The sequence below is a fragment of the Dysgonomonas reticulitermitis genome (genome assembly GCF_054601275.1).
Genome location: NZ_BAAHWU010000003.1, coordinates 73,680 through 92,937 on the forward strand (window position 1 = coordinate 73,680; position 19,258 = coordinate 92,937).

The 19,258-nt window shown below is 39.7% G+C and carries 12 protein-coding genes; 9 read left to right on the plus strand and 3 right to left on the minus strand.

Annotated elements, in window-relative coordinates; translation table 11 throughout:
- Positions 1–144 precede the first annotated feature (144 nt).
- On the minus strand, positions 145–1,629 hold the full coding sequence (locus ACYPZI_RS02455; RefSeq protein ID WP_459598258.1) for a DUF3943 domain-containing protein: 1,485 nt from the start codon (positions 1,627–1,629) through the stop codon (positions 145–147).
- 170 nt (positions 1,630–1,799) lie between these two features.
- On the opposite strand from ACYPZI_RS02455, the gene crcB reads away from it, so the two are divergent.
- From crcB to ACYPZI_RS02495, 8 genes are all read left to right on the plus strand, one after another.
- Entirely contained in the window at positions 1,800–2,153 is a 354-nt protein-coding gene (gene crcB / locus ACYPZI_RS02460) for a fluoride efflux transporter CrcB (protein WP_459598260.1), read from the plus strand.
- An 84-nt stretch (positions 2,154–2,237) separates the two neighbouring features.
- Positions 2,238–8,144 carry an alpha-2-macroglobulin family protein gene (locus tag ACYPZI_RS02465; RefSeq protein ID WP_459598262.1) on the plus strand — a complete coding sequence of 1,969 codons (5,907 nt, stop codon included), beginning with the start codon at positions 2,238–2,240 and terminating at the stop codon, positions 8,142–8,144.
- A 193-nt stretch (positions 8,145–8,337) separates the two neighbouring features.
- On the plus strand, positions 8,338–9,000 hold the full coding sequence (locus ACYPZI_RS02470; RefSeq protein WP_459598264.1) for a murein L,D-transpeptidase catalytic domain-containing protein: 663 nt from the start codon (positions 8,338–8,340) through the stop codon (positions 8,998–9,000).
- A 119-nt stretch (positions 9,001–9,119) separates the two neighbouring features.
- Entirely contained in the window at positions 9,120–9,602 is a 483-nt protein-coding gene (locus ACYPZI_RS02475; protein ID WP_459598266.1) for a pyridoxamine 5'-phosphate oxidase family protein, read from the plus strand.
- A gap of 165 nt (positions 9,603–9,767) precedes the next feature.
- Entirely contained in the window at positions 9,768–11,183 is a 1,416-nt protein-coding gene (locus ACYPZI_RS02480) for a GDSL-type esterase/lipase family protein (RefSeq protein ID WP_459598268.1), read from the plus strand.
- 15 nt (positions 11,184–11,198) lie between these two features.
- Positions 11,199–12,614: a LysM peptidoglycan-binding domain-containing protein gene (locus ACYPZI_RS02485; RefSeq protein WP_459598270.1), complete on the plus strand. Its 1,416-nt coding sequence runs from the start codon at positions 11,199–11,201 to the stop codon at positions 12,612–12,614.
- A 17-nt stretch (positions 12,615–12,631) separates the two neighbouring features.
- On the plus strand, positions 12,632–14,170 hold the full coding sequence (locus ACYPZI_RS02490) for an MBOAT family O-acyltransferase (protein ID WP_459598465.1): 1,539 nt from the start codon (positions 12,632–12,634) through the stop codon (positions 14,168–14,170).
- Positions 14,171–14,177: 7 nt separating this feature from the next.
- Complete coding sequence (locus ACYPZI_RS02495) at positions 14,178–15,359, plus strand: hypothetical protein (RefSeq protein ID WP_459598272.1); 1,182 nt, start codon at positions 14,178–14,180, stop codon at positions 15,357–15,359.
- Here ACYPZI_RS02495 and ACYPZI_RS02500 read toward each other — a convergent pair.
- Together ACYPZI_RS02500 and ACYPZI_RS02505 are read right to left on the minus strand one after the other, a co-directional pair.
- The gene (locus ACYPZI_RS02500; protein WP_459598274.1) at positions 15,356–16,684 is read right to left on the minus strand and encodes a deoxyguanosinetriphosphate triphosphohydrolase; all 1,329 of its coding nucleotides are present in this window, start codon (positions 16,682–16,684) and stop codon (positions 15,356–15,358) included. The genes ACYPZI_RS02495 and ACYPZI_RS02500 overlap by 4 nt on opposite strands.
- A gap of 570 nt (positions 16,685–17,254) precedes the next feature.
- Positions 17,255–17,419: a hypothetical protein gene (locus ACYPZI_RS02505; RefSeq protein WP_459598102.1), complete on the minus strand. Its 165-nt coding sequence runs from the start codon at positions 17,417–17,419 to the stop codon at positions 17,255–17,257.
- Positions 17,420–18,152: 733 nt separating this feature from the next.
- Here ACYPZI_RS02505 and proB point away from each other — a divergent pair.
- Entirely contained in the window at positions 18,153–19,229 is a 1,077-nt protein-coding gene (proB, locus tag ACYPZI_RS02510; RefSeq protein WP_459598276.1) for a glutamate 5-kinase, read from the plus strand.
- Positions 19,230–19,258: the final 29 nt, after the last annotated feature.

Below are 19,258 nucleotides of genomic sequence, written 5' to 3' on the forward strand. Positions count from 1 at the left end.
TAAACCAGATAGTTAAGCATGTGCGAATCTAAGTCTGCAATAAACCCAGTAGAGCACTTACAAATTTACAATTAAATAATTAATTCAGTTAGGACTAAACAGCCAAATTTTAGTCTTAATTTACATCACAAAATAATTGCTATTTCACTGAGAAAACTTATATGTCAGCATCAACCGGCCTTCTGATGTCTTTGAAAAAACATCGGGAAAGTATTTGTAGTTAGTATCACGAATATAATTGTAATAAATACCTGATAAATACAAATGCTTACTGACTTTCAAATCTGCTCTCAGGCTTGTTGCATGCAGAACCGCCTGTGATTTATCTCCCTGATAATCGAACTCGTGAACGTCTATATTTTCCCAGTCAATATCTTTCGGATAACCTCTCCATGTAAACATACGATAAGATTCGTATGTTCCCGATATGCTGAATTTATCTTTGTATGCCCAGTTAAACCCGGATTGAAAGCTAAAACCGCTCGCCAGATTATAGTTACGCATATCCACCACATAATGATCGCTAAGAGATGCACCCATCAATACCAGATTAGCATGGGCGTATGCATTAAAACTGAAGTTTTTCGTCCGATTGCTCTTATATATAAGTCCGGCGCCGAAAGACGCGGGAGTACAAAATTTATACGGAATTTTATTTGAGACATCAGAGATCGTATCCGAATCGTAGTAATCGAAATGCTGATAAAAACCAAGGCTAAGAAAGTCTTTCTTAGTATCTATGAGGTTTGTCACATAAAGACGTCCGGTTATATTCAACTGGCTCAGCAAGGGTTGAGAACCGTGTATGTTCACATTACTCTTAAATATGAAATAATCGTATGGTTTCTCATTTTCGCCGGCAAAACGGTCTCCGTATTCGATATTAATATCTATAGCTGCCCCTACCCCTTTGTCCAATATTTCACCTTTCAGTTCTAAAGCTCTAACACCTGTTGCTATTTCTACAGCCACATCAGGTATTCCAAATTGTTTACCTGTAGCAGGACGTACTCTCCATGCATCTCCATTTATAATACGTGTCAGTCCGCGCATTGGGGAGATAAGAAACCCGGCCAACTCGCGCCCGAAACGATTGGCTCCCACACGCCTGTCATCCAATACGAGGTCGGACGTGCGATATAATGTTTCGCCCAATGCCAGTCCTCCCACGGGAGTAGCTATTATATCATTGAAAGAAGGATATTCGTTTTCCATAAAGAGTTCCCAGATAGCGCTTCCACCCAATGAGAAAAGTCCTGATTCCCAATAGTTATAACCTCTAGCCCTGGCAGAATTAAAATACAAACTACCATGATACGGGTGTAAGAACATATTATTTCCCATATCATCGTTATCCCATACCCAACCATGAGTCAAGTTTTTCTTGATAGTCTTCATATCGATATAGGCATAATCTTTGTTACCGACATAACGGTTAAACGCCCATAAACCCATATTGATGGAAAACACCTGTGTAGCAGCTCCCCATCCGTTTTTTTTAGAATAATAGGAAATATCCAGCGAATCTGCCGGTTTGGGCGGAACTACCGATTTACGTATAGCAAACTGAGGGTAGACATACACTGCTGATATAAACAGTATGACAATAAATATAAGTTTTCTGAACATCGGAAAAAGATATATTTTTTTAACATTAGAGCGACAAATATAAAGAATAAAAGGCGATAACCTTATCCTACTACAATAAACAAAATATCCATAGTTATGTTTTATAATGGGATTCATAATTTTAATATCGCATATTCCTTAATCTGAAAATAAACAGTAAATTTGTGGATATGATAAAACAAATTTTATTGGTAGGAGCCGGAGGAGCAGTGGGTAGTATTTTACGCTATCTTACATCTGTCTTTATGGTTAAGGCCGATTCTTTTCCATTGGCCACTTTTGCTATCAATATCATAGGCTGTTTTTGCATCGGATTATTTATCAATCTGATTCCGACCTCAAACAGTATGCGTTTTCTACTTATTACCGGATTCTGCGGCGGATTCACCACGTTTTCTACATTTGCAAGCGAAACCTTAACATTGTTCAATAACAATCAGATATTGCCTGCCCTGCTCTATACCCTGGGGAGTTGTGTTCTGGGTATCGGCGCTGTATGGCTGGGTATGTATATTACAAAATGATCTCTTTTTAGAATATTAACATATAACCGTGTGAAAATATTCTTCTCAAACCGTCTATAATAAGTAAAGAAAATATACAACAATATGAAAAAGCATTTATTAACCGGGCTATTCTTTTTATTGAGTATCTATATGATGGCACAAACATCCAATAATAAATACGAAGCCGAATGGAAACAGGTGGCAGCACATGAGCGAAACGATCTGCCTCAATCGGCTATTCAGACTGTTAATACAATTCTTGAAAAGGCTATAGCTGACAAAAACAATATGCAAGTGATAAAGGCCCTGATATACAAGAATAAGTATAAACGGCAAATAGATAATAATGACAACAAAGGGATCTTCACCGGCCTGCAAGTATTGGCAGATCAGGCCACTAACCCTAGTGAGAAAGCTCTGCTATATTCTATGCTGGCTGAGCTATATCTGGATTCCTATAATTCTGACCCATGGAATATTAACCGGCGCACAAAGTTGGTTGACCTCGTTCCCGAAGATATGGATGAGTGGAGCAGTAATATATTCAACAATAAGATAATTGAAAACCTCAACTTTTCTATAAAAGAAGTCGCCGAACTAAAAAAACATACGACCAAAGAGTACGATGATATTATCCTGATAGGCGCGGACGGAACGAAATATTACCCTACCCTGTACGATTTTCTGATGGATAGAGCTATTACGATAGCCAAAAGCGCTATAGATATAGGAAATGAAGAGTTTGATATTTCATCCACAGGACTAAAAGCAGAGCAACTTATTCTACCTGCCGGCGAATATATAAAACTGAATATCGACGCCGGAATCGATAAAAAACAAATAGTATGGCTGTATTATCAGCAATACATGAAAGACTTGTCAGACAGGAATCTGATACCCACTTTGATCTTTACGGAAATAGACAAGGCAGAATTTCTAAGAAGTCGTTCCGGTACATTGTCTGCGCAAGAAATTCAGGATGCATATATCCGTTTGGAAAAATTATACGAAAAAGATGAGACGTCGATAGAAATAATAGACAAGATCGTTAATTCCTATCCATATAACGAGGGAGATCCGAGGAAAATTAATGAAGAAAAATATACTTGGCTAAAAAAAGGAATACAGAAATATCCTAAATATGCAAGAATCAACTCTCTAAGAAACCAGTTACAAGCATTGGAAGATCCGTCTCTGAGAATTAACCCGGCACAAACAGTGATGTATCCCGATACTCAGATACAACTATCTGTTATTTATAAAAATACGCAGGCTTTGACTCCAAAACCTGTATTCAAGCTATACCGGGTAGAAAATGGAAAATATAGTTTGATAAAGAGTTTCAACCCCGATCTCAAATCTAAACAAACATACAACACCGACACTCTATCGCTAAGCATAGGCTCTCTGCCTGTCGGTAGTTATTGCTTCAGCACATATTCCGCCGATATGCTGGAAAAGCCATCTGTAAAAAAGCAGGACACCAACAAGCTCGACTTTGTTGTATCTTCTCTTACAACATTTACCCGTAGCTCTAATAAAGATGAGTATGAAATATTTGTTGTTGACAGGCTTTCGGGCAAACCCATAGAAGGAGCTACAATTAAAGTATATTCAAGCGACGATAATAAAAACAAGAATCAATTACGGGCTACTTTAAAGACCAATGATCTGGGATTTGCCGTCTATAAAGATACTAACAAACCGAAAGACAATTGGCGTTACAATATAGCGGACTATCACTATCAGGTAGAATATGGGAAAGATATTTATCAGGAAAGAGGAACTATAAATAGCAACTACAACTACCGTTGGACAAATTCCGAACCTACAACAAATTACGGGCTTACAGCAACCTCTATTTTTACAGACAGGGGCATTTACAGGCCGGGGCAAACCGTTTATTTCAAAGCTATTGTTTTAGACAGCGACTCTAAGCCAATAACCAATAAATATTACACAGCAAAACTGTATAACCGGAATAATGAGATTGTATCACAAAAAAATATCACTAGCAACGAATATGGCTCTATTGCCGGAGAATTTACTTTGCCTGCAACAGGATTGACCGGTTCATACCATATCGAGGTAAATGGAAATACAAATTACTTTACGGTAGAAGAATACAAACGCCCTACATTCGAAGTCACTTTCGATAAGGTAGAAAAAACGTATACATTCGGGGAGGAAGTAAAGCTAAAAGGCTATGCTAAGAACTTTTCAGGGATAAGCCTGCAAGATGCCGGTGTAAAATATACCATTACCCGCCAACAGTTCAATTTCTGGTTCTGGAGATCAAGCAGGGGCTCGCATTTCACCGACGGAACAGTAAAAACAAATGACGACGGTTCGTTTGAAATCATATTTACTCCGGAATCCGGCGACAGGCATAATAGTTTCTTGCGCCATTACAACGACAGGCAAATTTATACTTTTAACGTAACAGCAACCGTAACCGATGTAAATGGTGAAACACAATCGAATAATTACAGCCTCAACGTAGGGAATGTATCGATGGTAATCGACTTGGAAATACCTGAACAAATGGAAAAATCCGAAGATTACAAATTGAACATTGCTGCCAAAAACCTGCAGGGAACTGATATAGAAACAACAGGGACATACTCTGTATATGCATTAAATGACAGCAATGCTATTCAAAACAAAGTTCTTGACGGCACATTCAAGACAGGTGAGCAAACCAGCCTAAAGAACAGATTGCAAACCCTGACTTCGGGTAAATATCAGCTGCAAGTAACTGCAAAAGACAATACAGGGAATGATATTACAGAAAAGAAAGACTTTGTTATCTATTCCTACGGCGATAAAAAGCCTCCTTTAAAAACAGACGAATGGATAGTCAGGAAGAATACAATTTTTGGAAACAAACCGGTGGAAGTGATCTACGGAACCAGCGAAAAAGACAGGTATATTCTGTATCAGTTATTCAATAATGACAAAATATTCGAACGCCGCTATGTAAAATTCAGTGAAGAGAATCAGAAGATTTACGTAATGTACAAATCCGAATATGGAGATGAAGTATATATGTCGTTTACCTCTGTATCGGATGGCGTATCTTCGACAGAGAATATTTTGTTGAAAAATGAACAAAAAACCACAGATACCAACCTGAATATTAAACTCGAAGTATTCCGCGACAAGCTTCGTCCGGGACAAGAAGAAACATGGACGATAAGTATTAAAGACAAGGATAATAAGCCTGTAAAAGCTGAATTATTAGCCTCCATGTACGACACATCTCTGGATAAATTATATCCTTATACCGCTTGGGCACTGAACCGTCCGTATATCCACAAGGTGTATTTATATCCGATGGATTTTCAACAAAGCTATTCTTATGTTGGAGACAAATGGTTTGTTATTGGAAAAAGAATTGAACCCTTAAAAGTACCGTCTTTGACTTTCGACCGGATCAATTGGTTCGGATATTTACCCGATTATTCTTACAAAGACAGGATGTTATCTGTAGGCAGAAGTAAAGGCTATGTTGGAGCTTTCGCCGTTGGGGCTGTAAGTAACATAAGACTACGAGGGGTATCCTCTATGGATAAATCAGTTGCTAAAGCCGAAGTCTTGAATGACAGCGTCATGTCAAATATGGCTACTCCACAAGCTGTGACAGAAATCCAGATGGATGGAGGTACTTCTACCCCTCAAATCCGCCAAAACTTTAACGAGACAGCCTTTTTCTACCCTCAATTGCGGACAAACGAAAAAGGAGAAACACTTATTTCGTTTACCGCGCCGGAAAGCAATACTACATGGCGTTTCCGTGCATTGGCACACGATAAGGGCGCACGTGCAGGCACATTAGAACAGATGGTGGTGACTCGCAAAGAATTGATGGTGACGCCAAATATGCCTCGCTTTATCCGCCAGGGAGATAAGACGAATATTTCTACAAAGATATCGAACCTGTCGGAAGGAACTATTTCAGGAGAAGTACATATCGAGTTCTTCGATCCCGTAACCGATAAAGTTATTGATCTGAACATACCGAACCCGAAACAATCATTCTCAATAGAAAAAGATGCGTCAACTTCGGCTAACTGGACATTCGATGTGCCAAACGATATAGAATTGTTGGGCTGCCGCATAGTTGCCCAAAATGCTACTTTCAGCGATGGAGAGCAACACGTTTTAGCCATATTGTCGAATCGTATGCTCGTAACAGAAAGCATGCCGATAGACATTCGCAAAGCGGGAACAAGCACATTTACGATGGACAAATTGCAACAAAATAACTCCTCCACAATAAATAATTATCGCCTGACTTTGGAATACGCCTCCAATCCTGCATGGTACGCCGTACAAGCATTACCAACTATGAGTAACCCGACAAACGAAAATGCGGTAAACTGGTTTGCAAGTTACTATGTGAATACATTGGGTTCGTCCATCGTCCGCCAATATCCTAAGGTATCGGCAATGATACAGGCATGGCAAAAACAAGGAGCAGACAAGCAAACATTGGCTTCTAAGCTGCAAAAAGACGAAGAATTGAAATCTGTCCTTTTAGAAGAAACGCCGTGGGTGCTGGATGCCAAGGATGAAACAGAACAAATGCAACGGCTATCCTTGTTGTTCGACCTGAATAATACAAAACAACTGACCGATGCCGCTACACGGAAATTAGCCGAACTAATGGACAACAAAGAAAATGCATGGTCGTGGTACAAAGGTCTGTATCCCAGCCGTTCTATCTCGCAATATATTCTTTACGGATATGCAAAACTGCAACAGGTAGGACAGGTGGAATATTCCGCGCAAATAAAAACAATGCAGATGAATGCGTTGAAGTTTATAGACAAAGGAATAGATGAGGACTTCAAGAACCTGAAAAAATATAATAAAGACTGGGAAAAGACAACCTATGTTTCTACCAACCAGATCGAATTTGCTTATGTACGTTCGTTCTACCGCGATATACCTGTTAGTAAAGAAGCCCGTGAAGCAGAACGCTTCTACACCGGCATTGCAGCTAAGAACTGGACGAAGCTGAATATGTATGAACGTGCCCTGTTGTCTATGGTTCTAAAACGGAACGGGGACAAAACAACAGCTAACCAGATCGTAAAGTCTATCAAAGAAAACGCTGTAAAAGACAAACTCGGTATGTATTGGGCGAATAGCCGTGGCAATGTGTTTTTATCCATGTCGGCGGTTAGTATCCACACATTCATTATGGATGCACTGAAAGAAGCAGATTCTACCAATGAAGAGATGAATCAGATGAAACGCTGGCTTCTCAACCAAAAACGCACACAGGTATGGGAAACAACCCACGCATCCATCGATGCCATTAGTGCCCTGCTAAGTACAGGTTCCGACTGGTTTACCGGAGAAACATCTCCGGCAACAATAAAAGTGGGTGGACAAAAAGTCGAGCCTGAGAAAAAAGAATTGGGAACAGGCTACTTTAAACAGAGCTGGGATAAATCAGAGATAAATAAAGATATGGCCAAAGTAGAGATAAAAACTTCCGGTTCCGACCCTGCTTTTGGAGGATTATATTGGCAATATTATGAAAGTCTGGACAAGATCACGGCGCAAAAAGGCGATCTGAATATAGAGAAACAGTTATTCAAAGAAACAGTTGATGCTTCGGGCAAAGGGCTGGCGCAAGTCACAGAGGAAAATGCATTGACGATAGGTGATAAAGTAATTGTACGATTGACCATAAAAGCAGACAGGGATATGGAATTTGTACACCTGAAAGATATGCGGGCTTCATGCTTCGAGCCTCAACAGGTAATTTCAGGTATCAGATGGGCTAACAGCCTGATCTATTACCAATCGACAAAAGACGCATCGACTAACTTCTATTTCGACCGCCTGCCAAAAGGCACGTACGTGCTCGAATATCCGGTATATGTAAACCGTACCGGAGAATATGCCAATGGTATTACAACGATCCAGTGTATGTATGCACCTGAGTTTGCATCGCATACACAGGGCATAAAAGTCACTGTAAAAGAGAAATAATCTTATCAACTGCTATCCCGTAAAATAAACTATGGGATAGCAGTTTTAAGTTCTGTATAAAATTTGTCGCCGCGTTTTGTCATGCTGACCATAGGGAAGCATCTCCTCTATCAAACAAGATCCTTCCCTATGGTCAGGATGACATGCGACAATAAATATTTAGATTACTTATATCCTACAAACTGTCACAACTATGGATAAAATACAACACTCATTTATCATCCTGATATTATCTCTTACTTTTATCATGTGCAATGCCGGTAATAAAGAAAATCAAAAGCAGGAACAAGCCACGAAGGAAAATAAAGAGATAGTTGAGAAGCAGGCCCTCCTATCGCGCCTGAAAGCCAAAGCAGATACAGCTAAGGCATTTTGTAAACAAAAAGGGCTGAACACCGAATATTGTTTTCTGGTCGATTTCAGTATCCATTCGGGAAAAAATCGTTTTTTCGTGTGGGACTTTGTGAAAGATACCATCAAGTATGAAAGTTTGTGCTGTCATGGTTACGGGATGAAAAGCACACAGGCAAAACCGGTGTTCAGTAATGTAGAAGGAAGCTATTGTTCGTCATTGGGCAAATACAAAATGGGGGTTCGTTCGTATAGTCAGTATGGAATAAATGTCCATTACAAGATGCATGGCTTCGACAAGACTAATAGTAATGCGTTCAAGCGCTGGGTAGTATTGCATTCACATACCCCCGTTCCGGATCATGAAATTTACCCAAACCACTTACCTTTGGGATGGAGTCAGGGCTGTCCTGTAATAAACAACGAGATAATGCGTCAAGTAGATACGTTGCTAAAGAATGTAAAGAATGTAAAGAAACCAATATTGTTGTGGGTGTATATTTAAATTGATGAATATACCGAGACCTTTCCAAAGTTTCGATTATTTCTTACTTTTGTGTCCTATTTGCTATAATGTAGCTATGATGAGGTACTTATATTTTTTTATCATATATTTTAACTCCCATGTTTAGAGAAGTAAGAAGACAAAACAGAGTACTCGAAGATAAAAACCGGATAAGCGCACTATTGAATGAATCGGAATATGGATTCCTCAGCCTCGGAACAGGCGAGAATGGTTATCCTTATGGTATACCTTTAAGCTATGCTTATGATGAGTGGGCAAACAGCCTCTATTTTCACTGCGCTCCCGAAGGGCACAAACTAGATGCAATAGCAAAGAATGATAAGGTTTCTTTTTGCATTATTGGCATCACTAAACCCATTGCCGAACAGTTTACCACACTGTATGAAAGTGTAATTATATTCGGCACAGCCAATACTCAGTTGAATGATGATGAAAAACGAAAAGCCTTACGATTACTTGTAAAGAAGTATTCACCCGGATTTGAAGAAATCGGAGAGAAATATATGGACAAGTCTTGGGACAGGACAGCAGTCTTCAAAATAGAAATAGAGCATATCACAGCCAAAGCCAGGTATTCATAATCATTCTATTATATCAAAAAGAACATACTATCTTGAAAATGTTATTCCGGTCGTGAAGTTAAATAATAAAAACAAAACAAAACGACTAAAATATTTATCTCCACATATATATTTACAAAGAAAGTAACTAGCTTTGCAAATCTTTACAAGAATTATATTTTAAAGATGAAATATTCCTTTAATTTACAGATTGTGAGTGCACCCAATAATTCTTATTTCGGAAAGGTTATTCTATTTATTATAGTCTCCACAACGTGCTTTCTGGTACTGAAAGCCGTATTGCCAAACCGCTTATTTCCTGAGCAAGTAGCAGCGACAGAAAATATCCTTGTAGACAGCATGATGATCAATGCAATAAATGACACGTTGGATATTGTAGAAAACAACCCTACAGTAGAGCCGGATTCGGTTCATGCAGAAGGAGTAAGCATCGATGAAAGTATAGATCCATCAATCGAAGGCGACGGATACCAAAATTTAGTACGCTTTTATGCAAAACTGCATAAATTAGAAAAAGAAGAATCGGGAACAGTACGCATCGGATATTTCGGAGATTCGATGAACGACGGGGACTTCATTGTACAAGATGTTCGCAGCGAGTTTCAGGAAAACTATGGTGGCCGTGGAGTCGGCTTTGTAGCCATATCCTCTCTATCAGCTCTATCCCGGGGTTCCATATCGCACCAATATTCAAAAAACTGGACCGTTCAATCATTCTTGAAAATAAAGAAACCAACCAGTCCGTTCGGAATAGACGGACAAGTATTCTTTGCGAAAGATGATCCTAACCAGACGTATTGGGTGAGATATAAAGCTCAGTCTCAAAAACATTCTACAGATCTAAACAATCCCGTATTATTTTATGGACGTTCGCACAACGAACATGCTTATATATCTGTTAAAGCAAACAAGGATTCTGTATTGAACAAATCGCTTACACCTAACAATCTTCTGAACACACTTAGTGTTATATCTCAGGATGTTAAATCATTACAAGTCGATTTTCACAAAACGGATTCAATACCAATTTATGGTTTCAACTTCGATGATGGAAAAGGTGTTCATGTCGACAATTTTTCTATGCGGGGAAATTCGGGATTACCACTCTCTATTTTGAACCCATCATTGATGAATGCTTTTGATAAAGTGCTAAATTATGACCTTATCATTCTTCAGTACGGAGCAAATGTACTTGGCTACGGTTCGCTGAATTACAGTTGGTACGAAAAAAGTATGACAACAGTTGTAGCAAATCTGCGTCAATGCTTTCCTAACGCCGATATACTAATTATCTCTACGGCCGATAAAGCATCAAAGATAGATCAGACAATGCAGACTGCCCCGGCTGTAGTCCCTTTAGCAAATGCACAACGTAACTATGCCCGTAAAACAGGTTGTGGCTATATTTCCCTGTATAATCTGATGGGAGGAAACGGATCGATGGTAAAATGGGTGGATGAATATAAGATGGCCAATAAAGACTACACCCATTTCAATATGGCCGGATCGAGAAAAATAGCAAAACTAATTTACGGAGAGATAAACAAGGGCTATGCCAAGTATAAAACTAAACAAGAGTAAGAAAAGACTTTGCCGATGATGTTATTGAAAAAATTACTGCCTGTTTGCTTTCTTCTATCAACGATAATGCCTTTGACGGCACAAAGTAAAGAAGATAGCAGGGGAAGTATATTTGCTAACCAGCCGTTACTATCACCGATATTTGAAAAGCTCTACAATCTGGAAAAAAATAAAAAAGGCAAAATAAACATTGTGCACATCGGAGATTCACATATTCAAGCCGATTTTTTTACAAACACCATCAGAATGGCTTTACAAGAGAAATTCGGGAACGGAGGATTTGGTTTTACATTCCCATACAGCTTGGTCAGAACCAACGGAACTTACTATGTCAAATATGTCAGTAATGCGCCATGGGAAAGCCTTAAGAATATTTCACCGATAGCCGATGTTGGCGTAGGATTAAGCGGAATTGCCCTTTACACTTCGTCTCAGGATTTTATGCTGCAACTATCTGCTCGTGAAGAATACGAGTTTAATCGTATAAAAATCATATATCCGGATGAGCAAGCCCATTACAGGATGTCGGTGACAGCCGATGCTCTGGAGGTATCAGGAGGGAGCACATCGGGAATATCGAGTGGCACGGCTATAAAATATCACACAGTAAAAAGTGGTGAAAGCCTGTCTGTTATAAGCCGGAAATATGGAGTAACGATAAATCAGATAAAATCCGCTAACGGAATGAAGTCTAATCTCATAAAACCAAAACAAAGACTTAAAATACCCGGGAAAGGAAAGGCTAAAGTAGTGAAAGCCGTAACCCGCGAGACAAATATAAAAGAAGAAGAACTTGATTTTGTAGATCTGGCAACCAGACCATATTGCTCTTCATACACCAGCGATTCTTTACTGGACAGAATCACAATACTACCCGACAAAAAGAGTGCAATGTATAACCTCAACGGATTTGTTATCGAAAACGACAAACCGGGTGTAATATACCACGCAATTGGAGTAAATGGGGCAAAAATGTCAGACTACAATAAATATCCGCTTTTCTTTAAGCAACTCCCCCTTTTGGAGCCTGATCTTATTATTCTGTCTTTTGGGACAAACGAATCATACGGAAAGCTTTCCGACACAGAATATACATACCAGTTAGCCGAATTTGTAAATAACATAAAAAAACTGAATAGCAAAGCTACAATTTTGGTTATGACTCCGCCACCGTCATTATTCCCGCGCCGGCGCACCAACCCTTATGTAGCATCATACAGTATAGCCCTAATGGGATTGACTAACCTACCCGTATGGGATCTTTTCTCTCGTATGGGTGGAGAATCCGGTATAAGGCCACGTGGAGAATATTCGAAGATGATAGCCCGCGACAATGTCCATTACACAACACAAGGATATGAAGCGCAAGGGCAGTTATTTTCATCAGACTTTATTGACGCATACAACTATTTTAAAAGTACGAAGAATTGAAAGAATTATTAGACAAAATCAGCAACATATACTTACCTGATTACATAGACGATCTGATACAGGAGTTCGGACATATATTTGTATTCAACCCCGAGAACCGGTTACTTTTCAATAGTGCTTTTTTCTTGGGATTCTTTCTTGTTTTTTATATCATTTATGTTGCCGGCGCTAAACATGATCATTTCAGAAAGTGGTATCTGATTGCCTTCTCTTTATATTTTTATTATCTGGCCGGAGGCGATACGATCGCGATCAATCTGTTCGGCTTCCACTTTAATTTAAACTATTTCATATTACTGGTCATCTGCGCGGTCGTCACGCATTTGCTGGCTAATAAGATGTATTACACCGAAAAGCGATCGGCTCAAAAGTTTCTGTTAATACTGATCATAGCAGGCAATCTGCTGATGCTGGCCTATTTCAAATACACCAACTTCTTTATTCAAAATCTGAATGCTCTTTTCCATGGCGATTTTGCTTTGCATAATATAATATTACCCATCGGAATATCTTTCTTTGTCTTCGAAGCCATCAGCTATGCTGTCGATTTGTATCGCAAACAAATGAAACCTGCCGGTTCGCTATTGGATTTCTGTTTCTATATCACGTTTTTTCCTAAGTTGGTAGCAGGACCTATTATCAGGGCAAAGGATTTCCTGCCTCAAATGAAAAATAAGCTGCACCTTACCAAAGAGGATGCAAGCGCTGCCATATTCCTGATACTAATAGGATTAATTAAAAAAGCCATAATCTCGGACTACATATCCACCAACTTTGTTGACAGGGTATTCGACTCCCCCATGAGCTATACAGCATTTGAGAACCTGATGGCTGTATATGGATATACCCTCCAGATATATTGTGACTTCTCGGGCTATTCGGATATAGCTATCGGCCTCTCATTATTGATGGGATTCCGTATACCGCCGAACTTCCTGACACCATATAAATCTCAGTCCATTACTGAATTTTGGCGCCGTTGGCACATATCTTTATCGTCATGGTTACGCGACTATCTGTATATATCTTTAGGAGGAAACCGTAAAGGAAAAATAAGAACGTATATCAATTTATTTCTGACTATGCTCATAGGCGGGCTTTGGCATGGCGCTTCGTGGAAATTCGTTATGTGGGGCGGACTACACGGCGGTATTCTTGGCGTAGAGCGCTTCTTCAAGCAATTTATCAAAGTACCCGATAACCGTTTTACCCGTATTATCTGCATATTGTTTACGTTTCACTTTGTAGCATTCTGTTGGATATTTTTCCGCGCCGATAGTTTCGAATCGGCAGGAAATGTAATATTAAACATCGGTAAACTTTCATTTTCCCCAAATGAATGGCTGACAATACTTGCAGGATATAAAAATGTATTCATCCTGTTGGTAATAGGTTATATAATGCATTTTCTACCGGAGAAGTTTGTAAATTCGGTCAAAGCCGGATTTAACAATACTCCGTTAGTAGTAAAAGCCGCAATAGCCGGATTGGTATTCTGGACAATATTCGCTACTGCTTCGAGCGGCCCGCAGCCGTTCATCTACTTCCAGTTTTGACAACCATATGAAGATTCATTATTTCAATCCGGGACACGAAACGGCTGTTCACAATGGCTCTCCATATTACACAGTTCCTGCAAATGTTGCTATCATGCAACGGGAATTAGCCTATCTCCCGGCTTGGTATGGCAATAAAGAAGACCTTGTACTGGTAGCGGAACCAAGCAGTTATTTTTCGTTCCTTAATAAAAAGATCCGCGATCTTCCGCAGGCCATAACAGAAAGTGAACTCACGGAACGTCAGAATGCAGATGTTTCTTTGTGGGGAATATCGCCGCAAGCCATTCATTTTTTCGATATGCTAAATAAGGAATATCAAGCCGGTCTAAATATCCCGGAATGGCATAACGAGTATAAAATTCTCAACAGCAGATTAAACGCTAAAGAATGTCTTTCGGTGATAATAAGACAAATATCTCAAATACAAGATTCTATTACACCTCAGTTTTATACAGAATTAAAAGAAATAGATAATGCTGTCAGGCTTTCATCGGAACAATTGTTGGCTAAAGCTCCGTATTCATCTTCGGGAAGAGGCCTCCTTTGGTTGCCAACCGGCGGACTAACCCGGACAGAGAACCAGATACTGCACGGAATATTGAAAAAACAAGGCTCTGTTTCTGTTGAACGGGTTGTGGATAAAGAAACAGACTTTGCTATGGAGTTCCTGTCTGATGGAGAAGGTACTATCCAATTCGCGGGATATTCTCTGTTTGCGACAAATAGTAAAGGAGCCTACGAATCGAATTATATAGCCTCTCAGCAAAATATAGAAAAGGAACTGATACAATATATTCCCGAAGATTTACTCGACAAAGTGAAGCAAGTCCTGGCATCTGCATTGAAAGAGAGATATGCCCGGTTATACAAAGGATGTATAGGCGTGGATATGATGATATATACAGATGAAGGCGAATACAAGCTGCATCCTTGTGTAGAGATAAATATGCGTTTCAATATGGGATACCTTACCCTGAGATTGTTTGAAAACTATATAACTCCAACTTCGCATGGCAGGTTTTATATCGATTTCAATCCTGAAGAAGGGAATATATACGGACAGCACAGGAGTATGCAACAACAATATCCTGTCGAATTTCAAAATGGAAAAGTAAGTAAAGGATACTTGTCTTTATGTCCTGTAAAAGAGCATAACAAATACAGGGCATACATACTGATCGACTAAACAGTGGGTAAGCTCATTCCCGTAATTTTCCGGTATAAATCGAGGGCGTACACATCCGTCATTCCGGAAATAAAATCCAATATGGATAAAATGCGTTGATATAGCATAGGTGCATCTGTCTCATATTGTTCGGGAATACGGCTTAAAATCAATTTAGAATATTTTGCATCGGGATTTTCGATAGCCGCGATAAATGTATCCAACAGGAACCCGATAATCCGGTGTCCCGCCAGTTCGATATCTACCACATCCTTTGTTTTATATATTTTCTTATAGCTGATATTGGTGGCTTCCTGATAGGCCTTATCGGGAAGGGATGATATATGTTTAATAAGCGCACCTTCGAAATTACCGCTCAGTATTTGTTCTTCTTTATCTATAAATACGCGGACGCATTCATCAACAAGCAAACCGATCACACTGGAACGCAGATAAGCGATTTGTTCGTTTATATCGCTTACCACTTCCATTGTTTTATACATCTTAGCCTGCCTGTCTTCTGTGAAGAAGTTCATAAAAAGCCCTATGGTCTGCTCTGTTGAAAGCAATCCCAGCTTATGCGCATCTTCCAGATCCATTATTTTATAACAGATATCGTCAGCCGCTTCCACCAGGTATACCAAAGGATGACGGGCATATTTCAACGGCGAATCTTGCACCGGCAACATTCCCAGTTCATCGGCTATTCTTTTGAAATCCTGTTCTTCGGCCTGAAAGAATCCGAATTTGCCTTTACCATTTGTAGCAATAGATGAATAAGGATATTTTACAATAGAAGCAAGCATGGAATATGTCATAACAAAACCACCGGGACGCCTGCCATTAAACTGATGGATGAGTAAGCGTATAGAATTGGCATTTCCTTCAAAATTGGTAAAGTCTTCCCATCGACCGCCTTCCTTTTCTATTCCCTCTTTCAGATGTTTGCCGTTTCCTTCGGCAAAATAACTTGTGATAGCCGTCTCTCCCGAATGCCCGAAGGGAGGATTTCCCAGATCGTGAGCAAGACAACCTGCCGCAACTATCGAGCTTATCTCTTCCAAGGCAGCGTCCAGATCCGGATATTTTTTTCTCAATTCCCGACCGGCTATAACCCCCAGAGAACGGCCAACGCTCGACACCTCGATACTATGTGTCAACCTGTTATGCACAAAAATGCTTCCGGGCAAAGGAAAAACCTGCGTTTTGTTCTGCAATCTTCGAAATGGGGATGAGAATATCAATCTGTCGTAATCACGTTGAAAATCGGTACGGTCATGATGCTTCTCATCATGGTATTTTTCCATTCCGAAACGTTTAGTTGATAAGAGTTGCTTCCAGTTCATATATAGTATTATAGATGTAAACAAAGGTAATCTTTTTTAGCATAAGCCTGTATATAATCAGGGCAACCGCATCAAAATTTTGACCCCTACCTTTCATTTTAACTAAAATGTAACAAACTTCTACAGTCATCAGTCAACAGTCATCAGTCAACAACTTGTATCTCGTATCTCGTCTACTCGTATCTTTTTAACTAAAATGTAACAAACTCTACAGTTATTTTTTAGCCGTTAGCCCCTTGCTCGCGCGGCTACCCTCTTTGTCATCCTGACCGCAGGGAAGGATCCCGACTACAGTCAGCAGTTAGCAGTTATCAGTCAACAGTGAACAACTCGTAACTCATGACTTTTTAACTAAAAAGTAACAAACTTCTACCTTTAGCAGTAGTCAGTAGTCAGTAGTTAGTAGTCAGTCAACAACTTGTACCTCGTATCTCGTCTACTCGTATCTTTTTAACTAAAAAGTAACATTTTCCCATAGTACATGACAAAAAATATTTTATATATATTTAAAAGGCTTATTATGTTGCCCTTACAGGGCACACTTCCTTCGGTTGTCATCTCTCCGGGGTGTTACCCCGGGCTGGAATATATCAGGCTTTCAGCCTGTTTCTTTCCTTGATGCCCTGAAGGGGCTACATAATATAGCCCAATGGCAACGCCTTGGGTGGGAAAACGAAATCCCCTGAAACCGCGCCCTGTAAGGGCAATATAAGATTTTGTAATATTTTTTGTCATGTACTATGCAAACTCCACACTCAGTAGTCAACAGTAAACAGTAAACAGTCGGCCTTTTCGTCATTGCGAACGGAGTGAAGCAATCCAGAGTATTGATTATTAATGGATTGCTTCGGGTAAACCCTCGCAATGACGTGCGACAGTCATCAGTCAACAACTTGTACCTCGTATCTCGTCTACTCGTATCTTTTTAACTAAAATGTAACAAACTCTACAGTTATTTTTTAGCCGTTAGCCCTTGCTCGCGCGGCTATCCTCTTTGTCATCCTGACCGCAGGGAAGGATCTCGACTACAGTCAGCAGTTAGCAGTCATCAGTCATCAGTCATCAGTAGTCAGTCAACAACTTGTACCTTGTACCTCGTCTACTCGTAACTTTTTTAACTAAAAAGTAACAAACTTCTACAGTCATCAGTCATCAGTCAACAGTCATCAGCCAACAACTCGTACCTCGTATCTCGTCTACTCGTAACTTTTTAACTAAAAAGTAACAAACTCCACACTCATTCTCAAATTCGCTAATTTTCAAATTATCAAATTATCACTATATCTATAGATAAAACTAACGCCGGACAATGTTTCACTCTTCGTTCTTCGCTTTCATCGCTTTGCGCCATTCTTAATTCTTCACTTTTTTGACGCGGTTGCCCTAGTATATAATATCATTTTTCTATTTTTAGTCCTATTTTAGTAAGAATAAAATTATAACTTTGCGCTTTCACTAATATTTTTCTATGAAAGAGCGCATTATAGTAAAAGTAGGCAGTCAGATACTTACCCGTAAAGACGGAACGCTCGATGTTACCCGCATGTCGGCTTTGGTAGATCAGATTGCCGAACTGCATAAAAGCAATGTGGAGGTAATACTCGTCTCGTCCGGCGCTGTAGCTTCGGGGAAGACCGAGATAAAGGCTAAAGCCAGACTCGACATAATATCCGCACGCCAACTATATTCTTCCATCGGACAAGTAAAACTAATCAACCGGTATTCTGACCTGTTTCGCCAACATGGCATTATCTGCGGACAAATATTAGTGACAAAAGAGGATTTCGCAACACGCCGTCACTATCTCAATCAGCGGAATTGTATGACCGTGATGCTCGAGAATAAAGTTATCCCAATAGTAAACGAAAACGATGCTATTTCGGTTAATGAGCTTATGTTTACAGATAACGATGAACTTTCGGGTCTTGTTGCGGCAATGATGGACAGCAAAAAGCTGATTATACTCAGCAATATCGACGGAATATTCAGCGATGCACCCGACAAGCCGGGATCGCAGATATACCGTGAAATCGATATACAGAAGGATAATATTGAGAACTCGATCCGGTCTTCCAAATCATCTACCGGACGCGGAGGCATGACAACAAAGTATAACGTTGCCCGCAAAGCTGCCGAAGAAGGTATAGAAGTAATCATTGCCAACGGTCGCAGAGACAACATACTGGTCGATTTAATCAGAGGAAAAGATGTTATCTCTACGCATTTTGTTCCTTCCAAGAAAGGAGCTACGAGCGTTAAGAAATGGATCGCTCACTCTGATGGATTCACCAAAGGCGAGATACATGTAAATACTAACGCAAGAGAAGTTTTACTTGGAGACAAGGCTGTAAGCTTGCTGCCCATAGGCGTTACAAAAATTACCGGTAATTTTGATGCTGATGATATAGTACGCATTATGGACGAAGCCGGTAAACAAATCGGTATTGGTCGAACCTCATATAATAGTGAAAAAGCAAGGGAAATAATAGGAAAGAGCAATAATAAACCCATCATACATTATGACTATATGTATATCGGGAAATAAATAATCATTAACTTTCGCCTTTATTTAAA

Excerpts from the sequence above, each read along its gene's own strand:
- ACYPZI_RS02455 (WP_459598258.1), bottom strand. The coding sequence starts at position 1,629 with ATGTTCAGAAAACTTATATTTATTGTCATACTGTTTATATCAGCAGTG.
- crcB (WP_459598260.1), top strand. The coding sequence starts at position 1,800 with ATGATAAAACAAATTTTATTGGTAGGAGCCGGAGGAGCAGTGGGTAGT.
- ACYPZI_RS02465 (WP_459598262.1), top strand. The coding sequence starts at position 2,238 with ATGAAAAAGCATTTATTAACCGGGCTATTCTTTTTATTGAGTATCTAT.
- ACYPZI_RS02470 (WP_459598264.1), top strand. The coding sequence starts at position 8,338 with ATGGATAAAATACAACACTCATTTATCATCCTGATATTATCTCTTACT.
- ACYPZI_RS02475 (WP_459598266.1), top strand. The coding sequence starts at position 9,120 with ATGTTTAGAGAAGTAAGAAGACAAAACAGAGTACTCGAAGATAAAAAC.
- ACYPZI_RS02480 (WP_459598268.1), top strand. The coding sequence starts at position 9,768 with ATGAAATATTCCTTTAATTTACAGATTGTGAGTGCACCCAATAATTCT.
- ACYPZI_RS02485 (WP_459598270.1), top strand. The coding sequence starts at position 11,199 with ATGATGTTATTGAAAAAATTACTGCCTGTTTGCTTTCTTCTATCAACG.
- ACYPZI_RS02495 (WP_459598272.1), top strand. The coding sequence starts at position 14,178 with ATGAAGATTCATTATTTCAATCCGGGACACGAAACGGCTGTTCACAAT.
- ACYPZI_RS02500 (WP_459598274.1), bottom strand. The coding sequence starts at position 16,684 with ATGAACTGGAAGCAACTCTTATCAACTAAACGTTTCGGAATGGAAAAA.
- ACYPZI_RS02505 (WP_459598102.1), bottom strand. The coding sequence starts at position 17,419 with ATGACAAAAAATATTACAAAATCTTATATTGCCCTTACAGGGCGCGGT.
- proB (WP_459598276.1), top strand. The coding sequence starts at position 18,153 with ATGAAAGAGCGCATTATAGTAAAAGTAGGCAGTCAGATACTTACCCGT.